The sequence below is a fragment of the Candidatus Enterococcus avicola genome (genome assembly GCF_047470845.1).
GTDB lineage: Bacteria > Bacillota > Bacilli > Lactobacillales > Enterococcaceae > Enterococcus_D > Enterococcus_D casseliflavus.
Genome location: NZ_JBLGTY010000002.1, coordinates 97,631 through 112,548 on the forward strand (window position 1 = coordinate 97,631; position 14,918 = coordinate 112,548).

Here is a 14,918-nt window from a genome sequence, read left to right on the forward strand (position 1 = left end):
GGGACAGCGGGTGCTTTTGCATGTAAGGGGAAGTGGACAAGACCCAGCGGATCAGTTCAACTGGTTGCGGTTTAAGACCGTTTCTCGTTTGATCAGCTTATGTGGTACAACCAGCTGTACGCCGTTTGAATCTTCATGATTCAATTGCGCCATCAGCCGTTCGGTAGCGATTTTTCCTAAGGACAACACGTTGATATCGATACTAGTCAAATACGGATGGGTCAAAGTAGCAAAGATCGAATTGTTGAAACTGATGATGGATAAATCGTCGGGGACTTTGTAGCCATACATCGTCGCTAATTGAATGATCCGTACAGCAAACAGATCATCGATCACGACGATGGCCGTTGCTTGGGATTCTTTGATCGTCTCTTCGAACGTGACGTAATCTTCCGCTTTTTCAAAGGTCAATGCTGGATAAAAGGGGAGATTTGCCAGCATCATGGCTTTTTGGTAGCCGAAGAAACGCTCGAAATACAGGTTTTCATGGGTCGTATTGGTAGCAAATAATATCTTCGTATGCCCTTGGGCGATCAGATGCTCGGTTGCTTGCTTGCCTAACAACTGGTTGTCATTATCGACAAAAACGATTTTGTCTTCATTGCTGTATGGTTGACCAATCAAGGTAAAAGGAACTTCTTTTTCGACCAGATAGTCGATGATTGGGTCTTTTTCATCGGAATAGACCAAGATAAAGCCATCTACTTGTTTTTGCAGGTGCATCCGTTCCACGTTTTTTAGCAACGTAGTAAAATCACGGGCGGAGGCGACGGCAACTGTCATTTGATGATGACGGGCCTCTTCGTTGATGGCCTCGATCGTTTCTAAATAAAAGGGGTTTCCTAGTCGTTCTTTCGAATCAAGGGGCGGCAAGATCACGCCGATGGCACTAGATATCTGTTTGCCGAGATTTCGAGCCGCAAGATTGGGGACATAGCCCATTTCTGCCATTACTTTGCGCACTTTCTTCTTGGTATCTTCAGAAATGCTGGGATGATCGTTTACGACACGAGAAACCGTGGATGTAGCGACGCCAGCCTTTTTGGCGACATCTTTGACCGTAATGCTCACTGATTTCCCTCCTTTTTTAGCTTATAGTATCACAAAGTGTCGGCACAAGGGTAGAGCCAATCAAAAGAAAGAAGAAATGCAGACATTTCTTCTTTCAGAAGGCTTGTTTAGTTGATCGCTGTACTGATTTCGTCTTCTAAAACATAGTCTTTGCCATACAACTTGATTGGCAATGCCTCACCGCTGATTTTCTTCAAAGTCACCGTTGACTCATTGACGGAAACAAAGAGCAGACGTCCACGATAGTTGATGTGGAAGGCGTAGCGGCTCCACGTTTTAGGTAAGAATGGCGCAAACCCTAAGTGATCGTGATCAGTTTTCATTTGAGCAAAACCTTGAACGATCGCTAACCAGCTGCCGGTCATAGAAGTGATGTGCAAGCCATCATCGGTATCATTGTTGTAATTGTCCAAATCAAGACGAGCAGTCCGCTCATACATTTCCAACGCTTTTTCTTCCATGCCTAATTCCGCTGCCAAAATCGCATGGATACTTGGAGAAAGGGAAGATTCATGCACTGTCATCGGCTCATAGAAATCAAAGTTCCGTTGTTTTTCTTCTTTGCTGAATTGATCGCCGAAGAAGTAGATACCTTGCAAAACATCGGCTTGCTTGATAAAGCAAGAGCGCAAGATATGATCCCACGACCAATTTTGGTTTAACGGCAAATGTTTTGAATCAAGATCGGAAACGGGCATCAAGTCTTTGTCTAAGAAGGTATCATGCTGGACGAACACACCAAGATCTTGGTCTTCTGGGAAGTACATATTGTCGATGATGTCTTGCCATTTGGCTTGTTCTTCGTCAGAGATCGTGACCGTCGCTTCGTCTTTGAAGGCTTCATAGCTGGCTAAGGTATAAGCTAAGACCCAAGTAGCCATTTTATTGGTGTACCAGTTGTTATTGATATTGTTTTCGTATTCGTTTGGTCCTGTAACGCCATGGATCATGTATTTTTGCTGGCGTTTTGAATAGTGGACACGATCTGCCCAGAAACGTGAGATCGCGCTTAACACTTCTAATCCTTCTTTTTTCAGGTAACTTGTATCGCCAGTATAATTCGTATAGTTGTAGATGGCATAAGCGATGGCACCATTTCGGTGGATTTCCTCGAAAGTGATCTCCCACTCATTGTGGCATTCGATCCCAGTGAAGGTCACCATTGGGTAAAGGGCACCTGCTAAGCCTTGTTTTTGCGCATTGATATGGGCTTGCGGCAATTGGTTGTGACGGTATTTCAACAAGTTACGGGTCACTTCTGGTTTTGCTAATGCCAAATACAATGGAACTGCATAGGCTTCGGTATCCCAGTAAGTCGCACCGCCATATTTTTCACCAGTAAAGCCTTTCGGTCCAATGTTCAAGCGCTCGTCTTCGCCATAATAGGTTGAAAACAATTGGAACAGGTTGAAACGAATCCCTTGTTGCGCCGCAGCATCGCCTTCAATGATCACATCGGCTAAATCCCAGCGGGCTTTCCAAGCAGCGACTTGTTCTGCACGTAACGCATCATAATCTGCTTTGTATAAAGTGCCTAATTCGGTGACTTTTGCTGGATGATCATGAGCGGGAACATCACGACTCGTAACGATCAAGACTTCTTTGATCAATGAGAAGGTGTCACCGGCTGCCCCAGAAAAGGCAAAGGTATCAGCGACGCAAAGTTCGCTTTTCACGGAATCAATCGGTGTTTGGCTATGACGCATAGCAGAAGTGACAGTAAAGCGTTCAATGTCAAAATTATTTTCTACGGTCCGAGTCGTCAAGTAATGGAAGGTTTCGGTTTGGCCATGAGCCAATTCTTCCCAGAAACGTTCGTCGTAGTTGCTGTCTTCGTTATGGACGTTGTTATCTAGTTTAGAAACGATTTTGATCTCAGCGTCGCCTTCAATGATCTCAGCATCCATCTTAATGAGGGCAAGTTCACGTTTTACGATGCTCAAGAAGCGTTCAAAAGAGAATTTAACCGTTGCACCTGCCAAAGTGACAGTAAAGTTGCGGCGTAAAATCCCGGTTTCCATGTCTAGTTCTAAACGGAAATCACTTGGGCTGATTTTTGCTAAGTCGACTAATTGGTCATTGACAAATAGGTCCATTGCAATAAAGTTGACCGCATTGATCACTTTGCCAAAATAATCAGGATAGCCGTTTTTCCACCAGCCAACACGGGTTTTGTCTGGGTACCAGACACCTGCGATATAAGTACCTAAGTGATGGTCGCCGCTGTATTGTTCTTCGAAGTTGCCGCGCATTCCCATGTAGCCATTACCGATGCTTGTTAGCGACTCTTGCAGTCGACGATTTTCTTTATCTAAGGTAGATGTCGCGATTTTCCATGGATCGATCTCGAACAATCGTTGGATTTTTTTCATGAAAGTCCCTCCAGAATCTTTTTGATATCTCTATCATAAGCGCAAACGATTGCATCGTCAAGTGAAAGTTGTTGCGTTTAAAGAATTTCCTATTAGGAAACATCGAGAAAGAGAGATTCAGTTATATAAAGGTGAAAAGCGAATAGAATCCCTTTTGATATTTCTGGGTTTACAAAATCTTTTTTCTCCGTTAGAATGAAATCATTAAGAAACCGATTGCGTAAATCGATTCAGGGAAGGAAGAAGGAAGATGAAAAAATTATTGAGCTTCGAATTTTGGCAAAAATTCGGAAAAGCGCTAATGGTGGTTGTCGCTGTTATGCCAGCCGCTGGTTTGATGATCAGTATTGGGAAAACGATCCCAATGATCAATGCCGACTGGGCATTTTTGATCACTACAGGAGGCGTCATTGAAAACATTGGTTGGGCAATTATTGGTAACCTGCATTTATTATTTGCATTAGCTATTGGTGGTAGTTGGGCTAAAGAGCGAGCTGGTGGGGCATTTGCTGCTGGGATCGCCTTTATTTTGATCAATCGGATCACTGGTTCGATCTTTGGCGTGACGAGCGCGATGTTAACCGAAGAAGGCGCCTTTACCCATACGTTGTTTGGGACGAAGATCATGATCGACGGCTTCTTTACTAGTGTATTAGAAGCACCTGCTTTGAACATGGGTGTCTTTGTTGGGATCATCGCTGGTTTTGTGGGAGCAACAGCTTACAACAAATACTATAATTTCCGCAAATTACCGGATGCGCTTTCCTTCTTTAACGGCAAACGCTTCGTACCTTTCGTAGTGATCGCCCGTTCAGTAGTCGTCGCATTAGTGTTATCGATCGTTTGGCCTTACATTCAGGCAGGCATCAACAACTTCGGTTTATGGATCGCACAATCACAAGAAAGTGCGCCCGTTTTAGCACCGTTCTTATTTGGAACCTTGGAGCGGCTGCTCTTACCATTCGGGCTGCATCACATGTTGACGATCCCGATCAATTACACCGAATTAGGTGGAACTTACACGATTCTTTCTGGCGCACAAGCCGGCACCCAAGTCTTTGGACAAGACCCACTATGGCTTGCTTGGGCAACAGATCTAGTGAATATGCGCAATGCTGGCGATACGTCACAATATCAATTTTTATTGGAAAACTTTGTTCCTGCCCGCTTTAAAGTTGGACAAATGATTGGTTCATCTGGGATCTTGATGGGCTTGTCTTATGCCATGTATCGCAATGTCGATGCGGACAAACGGCACAAATATACCTCTATGTATTTATCAGCTGCTATCGCTGTCTTCTTGACAGGGGTAACGGAACCGTTGGAGTTCATGTTTATGTTTGCTGCCGTACCGCTTTACATCGTTTATGCAGTCGTACAAGGGGCTGCGTTTGCGATGGCGGATATCGTCAACTTACGGGTCCACTCTTTTGGGAATATCGAGTTGTTGACCCGTACTCCAATGGCGATCAATGCCGGCTTAGGACAAGATTTGATCAACTTTGTGTTAGTGACCATCGTCTTTGGTGTTGGGATGTATTTCTTGGCCAACTTCTTGATCAAAAAATTCAACTTTGCAACACCAGGTAGAAACGGCAACTACGAAACAGAAGGAGCCAGCGATGCGCCAGCAACAGCTTCGGCGGATGGCAATTTGAACCCAGATTCGCAAGTCGTGAAAATCATTCATTTATTAGGCGGACGTGAAAATATCGCCGACGTTGATGCATGTATGACCCGTTTACGGGTCTCTGTGAAAAATCGAGAAGCGGTCGGCGATGAAAAAGCATGGAAAGCCGCAGGGGCTTTAGGCTTGATCGTAAAAGACAACGGTGTGCAAGCAGTTTATGGACCGAAAGCAGATGTCTTAAAATCAGACATTCAAGATATCTTAGATTCTGGTGTCACGATTCCCGAACCGACGGCTAGTCAAGCACCAGTAGAAACCACTACCCACCAAAGCCAAGGCGTGACAGCTGAACTAGCTGCCGTTGCCACTGGAGAAGTGATGCCGATCACCTCTGTCAAAGACCAAGTATTTGCGGAAAAAATGATGGGTGACGGTTATGGCGTGCGTCCAGAGCAGACGACAGTTGTCGCACCAATCAGCGGGAAAGTCACCAACATCTTCCCAACGAAACATGCGATTGGCTTGCTTTCTGATGAAGGCATCGAAATATTGGTTCACATGGGCTTAGATACTGTTGACTTAAACGGTGCCCCCTTTACGGTAGCTGTCACTGAAGGACAACAAGTGGCGGTGGGTGACAAGTTAGCGGAGATGGATCTCGCTGCAGTAAGTGCTGCTGGCAAAGACACCACCATCGTTGTAGTGTTGACCAACAGCGATCAAATCGATTCCTTTGAATTGACCCAAATCGGCAAGCAACAAGCAGCCGCAGTTGTTGGAATCGTAAAACTATAATAAAATGACAAGCGGGTCGACTCTTTTGTTGACCCGCTCTCTTTTATTTTTTAAAGGAATCGTACAAGCAAACCGAGAGAAGGAGCCTTATTCATGAAGGTATTAACATTGAACACCCATAGCTGGTTAGAAGAAAATCAGCTAGAAAAATGCAAGATGATCGCACAAGAGATTGCAACAGGCGACTATGACATCATCGCCTTGCAAGAAGTCAACCAAACGATCGCTGCTCAAACCATCGTTCCTGATGGGCTATATTGCCCCACAGATACGCTGGTGGAAATCAAGGAGGACAATTTTGCTTTACGCCTAGTGGAAGAACTGCAACTGTTAGACTGTGATTACTACTGGTCATGGACCTACAGTCACGTAGGCTATGACATTTACCACGAAGGCAATGCCTTATTGTCCAAACAGCCCATCATTGCCAAAGAATACCTTGCTTCACAAGCCACGGATGTCTGGGATCATACCACACGCAAAAACCTGAGCGGCGTGACTGAAGCCGATGGACAGATCGTACAAGTCGTTAGCTGTCATTTTTCTTGGTGGCAAGACGGTAAATTTGCCTACGAGTGGCAACAGACAGAAGCATTTTTAGCAGAACGGGCAGATACCTTATTGATCCTAGGAGATTTCAACAACGATGCGGCCAGCTCTGGTCATCAACTCGTCCTTGACAGCTCCTTACAGTTGCAAGACAGCTTTTTAACGGCTACCGAAACGATCGGTGCAGCCTCTGTCGTTAAAGCCATTGATGGTTGGCAAGACAATCGAGAAGCATTGCGGATCGATTATGTTTTTGCATCCAAAGACTTGCAAGCAACGGAATATGAAGTCGTTTTTGACGGAACGCGTACTCCGATCGTCAGCGATCACTTTGGAATCAAAGTGGTTTTTGCTTCAAAAACAGATCCAAACTAGCAGAAGCGACAGCAAAAAAGCAGTGCCAATCGGCACTGCTTTTCTTTTTGGGGAAGTTAAATCGCTGATCGAACAAGGAGGAAAAAGAATAAACTCAATAAAAGAATGAATGCTAATGCCCCGTAGGTAAAACTCTTTTCGCCCCAAGTTGCGTTTTCCTCCTGACTCGAAAGACTTCTTCTTGTAAAAAAGACGAGTCCTGCACCGATTACATTCGCTGTCAGCAACTGCTGGAAGAAGATCAGGAATAAATACTGACCCAAAAGGCCTTTTTTACTCATGGAAAACCGTTGAATAAAGTACAGGCAAGCCCCTTGCAGCAAAAGGAGACTACTTAACAAGACCCCTAAAGCGGCTAACGGTTGCGAGTTGAGGTACTGGGCAAAGGTCATCCCATGGTTGAAGGCAGTCAAGGAAAGATAAAGATAGTAAGCACCGGCGATCAAAAGCCAATAACTCAGTAAAATCAATGGAAACGCCCATTTTCGTTTAGTCATGGTTGCCCTCCTGTAAAGTGAATAGTCCGTAGGAACGGATCAAATAATCAATCAAGCAGCTTAGTCCGATCAAAGACTGGCTAGGGATTTTCTTGCGACCGATTTGAAAAAAATCGCAATAATAGGTCAGGTGAAACGTTGAATGGCGAGCAAAATAATTATCTCCTGGCGCACTCAATGTCAAAACGGGAATCTGACGAATCGCAAACGTCGTCAGATTCTCTTTGACGTTTTCTGTTTCGCCGCTCAGTGAGGCGATGATCACACAGTCTTCGGCAGTGATCATCGGCATGACCATATCAAATTCCGTTTTGTTCGGCAATACGATCACTCGTTTTTCCATAGAAAGCATCATTTTGGAAAACTCCTCCAGTGCTTTCTTTTGGGAAAACCCAGTTGGGTAGCAGTAGATGGTTTTGCTGCGGTCAAACAAGCGGTTGAGGGCAGCTAAGTCTACCGTTTTTACATAGTTGAGGGTGGCGAAAATATCCTCTTGTTGCTTTTCAAAAATCGTTTTTTGTTGCGAAATCGTTGTTGCCTGTTCTTGCTGATGCCGTAGAAAATATTTGAACTCGGAATAGCCAGAAAAACCAAGTTTTTTCGTCAACCGTAAAATAGAAGACTTGGAGACGTGAACCTGCTCGGATAGCTCGACGATCCCCATAGATAGAACGGTGTCGCCGTTGGAAAGAATGTAGTTTAGAATGCCACGATCAAGTTCACTTAACTCTGATTGGTGCTGTTGAATCAAATACTGTAATTTCACAAAAACCCCTCCTTATTGATTAAGTATAGCTGAAAAGCCAGGAGGGGAGGCGAAGAACGCTGGCTAGTGTAATTCTGGCCAAAAGGCTTGATTTGCTTCAATCAATTCATCGAGTAATTCTTTGGCTACACGGGCATTTGGAACCACTTTTGAAAGAATCAGTGCTTGCCATAATTTCTGGTAAGAACCCTCTGCCCAAGCTTCCACGACTAATTTTTCCACGGCGACTTGTTGTTCCATCAATCCTTTTTGGAAGCGAGGGATCTTGCCTTGTGTGATTGGTTCTGCCCCGTTACTGCCGACGATACAAGGCACTTCCACCATTGCCTGTTCATCAAAGTTGACGATCGCTCCTTCGTTAGGCACGATCAACAGCATCCGTTCTTGCGTGTTATAAGCAATCGCTCGTGCAAGGTCAACGATGTAGCTGGCGTGTTCATCCACTTCAAGCGTGGTGTCAGTCGCTGTCTGGTTTTCTACGATGCGTTGGCATTCACCAAAGACGTGTTTTTCGCGGCCAGCCATGACTTCATTTGCCCGTGTAAAAGATGGGTTGGTGTGCGCCACTTCATCTTGAGGGAAAAAGTAATACTTCAAGTAGGTATTTGGCAAAGTGGATGGATCAACTTCGTATACTTCTTTTGCTTTGGCAAAGGTGTGCATCCAGCTGGCATCAGCATGTTGGCTCGCTTCGATTTCTTCTGGCAATGAATAGCCGTATTTTGCCACATGCGCCTGGATCTGTGGCAGCAAATCATTGCCAGCTTTGTCTCGTATATCTGTCCACCAGCCAAAGTGATTCAAGCCATAATAGCGAACCACCAACTCTTTGCGAGAAGCTAAACCGATCGCTTGCGCCATCCGTTCTTCGATTCCCACTGGCATATCACAAATATTAATGATCTTGGCATCAGGGCGCAATTTACGAGTCGCTTCTGCGACGATCGCTGCAGGATTGGAATAATTCAACATCCACGCATCAGGGGAATATTTTTCCATATAATCGACTAACTCCAATACACCGCCGATAGAACGCATCCCATAAGCGATCCCGCCAGGACCACAAGTTTCTTGGCCGACCACACCATATTTCAAAGGGATTTTTTCATCCTTTTCGCGCATCGCATACAAGCCAACTCGGATATGCGCCATCACAAAATCGACATCCTGAAATGCGGTTTCGGGATCAGTGGTTGCTAAAAAGCTGATTTCGGGTGCACGTTCTTTCAATAAAATCTCACAAGCTTGTGCAACTTTTTCTTGTCGTTCTTCCAAATTGTCGTAAAATTTGATTTGGCGAATCGGGAAACGATCCAAGTGTTCCAAAAGCATCAAGACGATTCCTGGGGTAAAGGTACTGCCGCCTCCGGCGATCACGACTGAAAATTTTTTCATTTTTGTTTCCTCCTTAGTCTGATACAGCTAATAATTTTTCGAATTGTTCTCTCACTTGTGGCACATCCAGGCCAACGATCACTTGGAAGGCGTTGCCGTTGCGAACGACACCATGGGCACCAGCGCCTTTAAAGATGTCATCTGGCAGCACTTGGTCTTGATCTTTGACGGTGATTCTTAGGCGAGTGGCACAATTAGTGACTTTATCAATGTTGTCGCGACCGCCAAACCCTTCTAAGTAGACTGCGGCTTGTTCGGTGTAGCGATTGGCACCAGCAATCACTGGCGTTCCAGTGTTGGCTTGTTTTTCTTTGTAATCTTTTTTTGTGTATAGTTTGATTTCGCTATTGTTTTCTTCCCGTCCTGGTGTGGCTAACTTAAATTTGAGGATCAAGAAGCGGAAAACAAGAAAATAAAGGGCAGTAAAGGCTAACCCGATCACCAGCTGCGTGAAGATCATACTGCGATGATTTTGAAATAGCGGAATCCAGACCTTCGCCAACAGATCGATCAAGCCGCCCCCCATATCTCCAACGACCCCGAAGGCAAACATCGTTGCCGCCATGGTCGCTGCTAAAACAGCGTGCACCGCAAAGAGGGGTGGTGAGATAAAGAGGAAGGTGAATTCCAATGGCTCAGTGATACCAGCTAAAACGGCAGTTAAAGTGGCAGGGATCAAAATCGCTAAGACCTTCTTTTTGTTCTCAGGCTTGGCTGTGAAATAAAAAGCAGCAGCGATCCCTGGTGCAGCAAAGATCTTAGAATTGCCATGTAAAGCAAAGCCCCCTTCAGGGAAAAGCTCTTTCAATGGTCTGGTGGATTGGGCAAATTCTTGTAAATGTGCCATCCAGTATTTGGAGATTCCTTCTTCGACGACAGCGGGACCAAAAACAAAGGGGGTATACACGAAATGATGGAGACCTGTGGGAATCAATATTCGCTCTAAGAAAGTATAGAGCCAGACCCCAAAGACCCCAGCACTTGCTAGAAACCCTTGCATGGACCCAATGCCAGCTTGGACTTTCGGCCAAATCAATGCGATCAAGAAAGCAACTGGCAGCATTAAAAAGAAACCGAGGAACACGACAAAGGAAGAGCCTTGGAAGATTCCGAGAAAATCAGGCAGCTTCGTATCGAAAAACTTGTTGTGAAGATAGACGACGATCGCCGAAATAAAAATTGCTCCGATAATACCAGTATCTAATGTTTTGATGCCAGCGATCATTTTCAAGCCACTCTCACCGCCGGGATCAGCTGCAAAGTTGACACCGAAGAAGTTACCGAAGTACTCGATCATGCCAGAAATAAAATAATTACAAGTAATATAGACGACAAAGGCTTCCATTGCCGCTCGCGCATTGGCTTTTTTTGCGAGACCGATCGGTAATCCAATGACAAATAATAATTCCATTTGGTTGAAGACCGTCCACGCTCCGTTTTCAATGATCGTCCAAATGTTGTACCACGTAGAGCCTTCAGTGGCGATGCTCCCCACAAGCATCGGATTTTTAAAGATAATACACAGCGCGACCATGATCCCTGAAAATGAAAACAAGAGGACCGGGGTAAACATCGCACCGCCAAACCGCTGAACTTTTTCCATCATAATTTCTTAACATCTCCTTTCAATTTTTACTACAACCTCAGTATAGAAAAGAAAGATAGCGGTTACAATAAAGCGAGGAAGCATAGGAACGTAGAAGCAAACAAAGAGAAGAAGTTGCAACTGCGGGGAATTTTCCCATAAAAAAACAAACCTGCGAAAAACAGGTTTGTTTGCTACGTACGTGTATTTAAATTTCGACGTTGCCATAACGATTGGCAAGGGCGGTGCGGATCAAGCGCTCTGCCAGATGCTCATTTCTTGCGAGGAGCGGTCCGTGGAAGTAAGAGCCGAACACATTGCGGTAAACTACGCCTTCCGTTTGGTCTTCGCCATTGTTTCCTTGTCCTTGGATGACTTTCCCCAATGGTTTTTCCCCTTTACCTAAGAAAGTACGGCCATTATGGTTTTCAAAGCCATAATAGGTCTCATCGAATTCTTCATTGTGGATCACGATGTCACCGATGAACCGGTTGTTTTCTTGGCTTAAGGTGTAATGATCCAAGGCACCGATCCCATTGATTTTTTCGCCGTTGGCACCGATGTAGTAATGACCCAGTAATTGATAGCCGCCGCAGATCGCCAGCATGACGCCATCATTTTCGATATAGCTGGTCAGGGCTTCTTTTTTTGATTGGATATCTTGTGAAACGATCACTTGTTCAAAATCTTGCCCGCCACCGAAGAAGACGAGATCATATTTTTCAGGATCGAAGGGCTCGTGAATGCTGACGACTTCTGCGTTGAAGGTCACGCCTAGTTTTTCGGCCACGTAGCGCAGCATCAAGAGATTGCCGTTGTCGCCATAAGTATTCAAAAGATTTCCATACAAGTGGGCAACATTCAGTTGATACTTAGTCACGACTCATTCCTCCTTTGATATAGCCTTTTTCCGCAAGCTTTTTGCGTAGCTGCAAGACTGCAGTGTAAGTCGCTAAAATATAGACTTTTTCTGTTGGTAAGTCTGAGATTTGCTTGATGACGTCATCAAGTTCAGGGGTTTCAATGATTTTTTCTTCAGGGATCCCCGCAACTTTTAGCCGCAACGCCATATCTTTGTGACGATCACCACCAGCGATCACTTGAGGAATCCCCATATCGGCAAACGCTTCATGGTCGCCATCCCAAATCCAGCTGACGTCGATCCCATCTGCGTAGTTGGCATTCAACAAGCTGACTAGCGAGAAAGGATAGGGCGACAGGCCGATCATATCGATGACTTGGTTCAAACCAACAGGGTTTTTAACTAAGACTAACGTACATTCTTTGTCCCCGATGCGGATCACTTCTTGGCGACCAAAGACTTTTTCGTCATAGGCCAAACCAGATTTGATTTTTGCAGGTGCTACGCCATAATATTCCGCAACCGCAGTTGCCGCCAGCGCATTGTAGACATTGTACATCCCGCCGACTTCGATGCGATAGTCATTGCCATCGATCACAAAATCAGCAGAGGTGTTGTCCATTGCGGTCATTTCCGTCAGTTTATAATCCAATTCTGGTCGATGGAAGCCGCAATTTGGGCAGTAGTATTTTCCAAGATTGGCATAGGTGATCATTTTATAATGTAAAATGTGATGACACTCAGGACACAACACGCCATCCGTATTGTAATGGGCCATCTGCTCTTCATCTGGCAAATGATCAAATCCATAGTATTTCCGCGGATTGACAGTTGCTACCGAATTGAACAGTGGCGAATCCCCATTGCAGAGGATCGTAGCTTCTGGTGAGTTTGCGGCACCTTCAACGATCATTTTATAGGTCGTATAGATCTCGCCATAACGGTCCATTTGATCGCGGAAAATATTGGTGAAAACGAACAATTCCGGTTTGATGTACTTCGTTACTTTGCTGAGACTGGCTTCATCGATTTCTAAAACCGCAAATTTTTTGCCTTTTTTAGGGCGTGCCGATAGAAAGGTTGAAACGATTCCTTGGACCATATTGGCGCCGGTGGGGTTCGTCAATACTTCATCAAATTCTTGGCGCAAAATATTGACAGTCAAGGCAGTCGTCAATGTTTTGCCGTTGGTGCCTGTGATCACGACGACTTGGTAATCTTTCGCCAAATGATCTAATATATGTGGATCAACTTTTAATGCTAATTTACCAGGCAGGCTTGAGCCGCCTTTGAAAAAGTTCTTTAATACCCATTGAGAGGTCTTACCGACTGAAACAGCCAGATGACTTCGTATTCCCATAATGTAACCCTCCATTAGAGCGAATGCTTTCATTGTGCAAATTCAATTTATCATACCATATACCAAGAAAAAGGTTAAATTGCTTTTGCGATTCTTTAAATTTCTGCAAAGACCATTCTGATAAATAGCTCTTTTACTTGCGATGATCAAAGGCTTGAAAAGCAAAACAGCAAACCTGGCAGAAGGTTTGCTGTTGCTTTAACCGATAATGATTTTTTCCGTTGGGTACTCGTAGCCTAAGTCACGTGTTTCTTTTGGTACGAATAACATCAAGGTGTACAGCATACCGACACGGCCGATAAACATCAAAAGAGCAATCACGAGTTTGCCGATGGTTGATAAATCGCCCGTGATTCCTAAAGAAAGCCCTGTGGTTCCAAAGGCCGAGGAAACTTCAACAATGATGGCGATCAAAGGGATATCCTCGATGGCGGTCAAGAATAAGACACAAAAGAAGCACATGCCCATCGAAAGCATGAAGACTACCACTGATTTGCGGACGTCATCTTGATCGATCCGGCGACCGAAGATATTGATATTGTCCTCACTTTTCAAGAAGGCATAGAGGTACAGCCCAATGATGGCAATGGTCGTCGTCCGAATCCCGCCACCAACAGAGCTGGGACTACAACCAATAAACATCAGCAAGGAGAAAACGATCAACGTCGTGGTTTGAAAGTTGCCTAAGTCATGGATCTGTAGGCCAGCATTCCGCGTTGTCATGGAATAAAACATGCTGTTCATCCACATACCGCTAAAGCTGTAATCTTTGAACAAATAATCTTTCTCAAGGAAAAAGATCGCTAATGTACCGCCGACAAAGAGGATCACAAAAGCCAAAACAGCAATTTTTGTGAATAAAGAAAAGCGAAACGGCAAGCGGCGGCGTTGTTTTTTCATTTTAAAAAGGACCCATTCCCGAAAGTCCATAATTACTGGAAATCCGATCCCCCCGATAAAAATCAAAATCATGATACACGTCAGGAAGAAATAATCATGGGAAAACGGCAAGATGGAATTGCCCGTCACGTCAAACCCTGAGTTGGTCACAGCAGAAATCGCTTGATAAAACCCATAAAAGATCGCGTCTCGCCAATTGTCATAATAGCCGTAAAGATGAAAATAAACAGCGAAGATCGTACCTGCTACCAACTGACAAACTAAAATGATGGTAAACGTCGTTCGGATCATCCGAACGATCCCGCTAAGCTTAGGCTGATTCATATCCGTCATGATCAACTGGCGCTGCTTTAAACTGATTTTGCGCCGTGAGACGATCGCAAAAAAGGTCGAGATCATCATGATCCCTAAACCGCCGACTTGAAAGAGGACTTCCAACAAGATGACCCCGTGGTCGTTAAACACATCATTGATCGGAAAAGTAGTCAGCCCAGTGACACTGACCGTGCTGACCGCCATAAAGAACAGATCGATAAACGCGACATGAGAGCCGGGTTCTCGAAAGAAGGGGAGTGAAAAAAGGCCCAAAGAGACCACTGTCATCACGATATAATAAAAAACAATCACTTGGATTGAAGACACATTCTGGGAAATAAACGTCTTGCTCCTGCGCTGCGTCAAGCGGGCAAAGCGGGTAAAGTTCATTACAAAAAACCCCTCACTAAATAAACTATCCCCAGTATACCAAAGAACCAAGTAGA

The 14,918-nt window shown here is 44.8% G+C and carries 11 protein-coding genes; 2 read left to right on the forward strand and 9 right to left on the reverse strand.

Annotated features, from left to right (window positions below):
• Positions 1 to 51: 51 nt before the first annotated feature.
• Both ACI3E5_RS02560 and ACI3E5_RS02565 read right to left on the reverse strand, forming a co-directional pair.
• Positions 52 to 1,071, reverse strand: a complete 1,020-nt coding sequence (locus ACI3E5_RS02560; RefSeq protein WP_060791571.1) for a LacI family DNA-binding transcriptional regulator — start codon at positions 1,069 to 1,071, stop codon at positions 52 to 54.
• A gap of 107 nt (positions 1,072 to 1,178) precedes the next feature.
• On the reverse strand, positions 1,179 to 3,443 hold the full coding sequence (locus tag ACI3E5_RS02565) for a glycoside hydrolase family 65 protein (protein WP_060791570.1): 2,265 nt from the start codon (positions 3,441 to 3,443) through the stop codon (positions 1,179 to 1,181).
• A 250-nt stretch (positions 3,444 to 3,693) separates the two neighbouring features.
• Here ACI3E5_RS02565 and ACI3E5_RS02570 point away from each other — a divergent pair, with 250 nt between their 5' ends.
• The gene (locus tag ACI3E5_RS02570) at positions 3,694 to 5,868 is read left to right on the forward strand and encodes a PTS transporter subunit IIBC (RefSeq protein ID WP_060791569.1); all 2,175 of its coding nucleotides are present in this window, start codon (positions 3,694 to 3,696) and stop codon (positions 5,866 to 5,868) included.
• A gap of 93 nt (positions 5,869 to 5,961) precedes the next feature.
• Complete coding sequence (locus ACI3E5_RS02575; protein WP_498820752.1) at positions 5,962 to 6,792, forward strand: endonuclease/exonuclease/phosphatase family protein; 831 nt, start codon at positions 5,962 to 5,964, stop codon at positions 6,790 to 6,792.
• A 56-nt stretch (positions 6,793 to 6,848) separates the two neighbouring features.
• Here ACI3E5_RS02575 and ACI3E5_RS02580 read toward each other — a convergent pair whose 3' ends face one another.
• The 7 genes from ACI3E5_RS02580 to ACI3E5_RS02610 form a co-directional block, all read right to left on the reverse strand.
• Positions 6,849 to 7,289 (reverse strand): hypothetical protein, encoded by a 441-nt coding sequence (locus ACI3E5_RS02580; RefSeq protein ID WP_005233546.1) that lies wholly within the window; start codon positions 7,287 to 7,289, stop codon positions 6,849 to 6,851.
• Positions 7,282 to 8,055, reverse strand: coding sequence for a MurR/RpiR family transcriptional regulator (locus ACI3E5_RS02585; RefSeq protein ID WP_010749064.1), 774 nt, complete (start codon positions 8,053 to 8,055; stop codon positions 7,282 to 7,284). Before ACI3E5_RS02585 ends, ACI3E5_RS02580 begins: the two co-directional genes overlap by 8 nt.
• Before the next feature lie 63 nt (positions 8,056 to 8,118).
• Entirely contained in the window at positions 8,119 to 9,450 is a 1,332-nt protein-coding gene (locus ACI3E5_RS02590) for a 6-phospho-alpha-glucosidase (RefSeq protein ID WP_060791567.1), read from the reverse strand.
• A gap of 13 nt (positions 9,451 to 9,463) precedes the next feature.
• A complete protein-coding gene (locus ACI3E5_RS02595) occupies positions 9,464 to 11,056 on the reverse strand; it encodes an alpha-glucoside-specific PTS transporter subunit IIBC (RefSeq protein ID WP_498820753.1) in 1,593 nt (530 codons plus the stop codon).
• A gap of 187 nt (positions 11,057 to 11,243) precedes the next feature.
• Entirely contained in the window at positions 11,244 to 11,915 is a 672-nt protein-coding gene (locus tag ACI3E5_RS02600) for a type 1 glutamine amidotransferase (RefSeq protein ID WP_005227859.1), read from the reverse strand.
• On the reverse strand, positions 11,908 to 13,257 hold the full coding sequence (locus ACI3E5_RS02605) for a Mur ligase family protein (RefSeq protein WP_060791565.1): 1,350 nt from the start codon (positions 13,255 to 13,257) through the stop codon (positions 11,908 to 11,910). Before ACI3E5_RS02605 ends, ACI3E5_RS02600 begins: the two co-directional genes overlap by 8 nt.
• A 198-nt stretch (positions 13,258 to 13,455) precedes the next feature.
• On the reverse strand, positions 13,456 to 14,913 hold the full coding sequence (locus ACI3E5_RS02610) for a TrkH family potassium uptake protein (protein WP_228074059.1): 1,458 nt from the start codon (positions 14,911 to 14,913) through the stop codon (positions 13,456 to 13,458).
• Positions 14,914 to 14,918 lie beyond the last annotated feature (5 nt).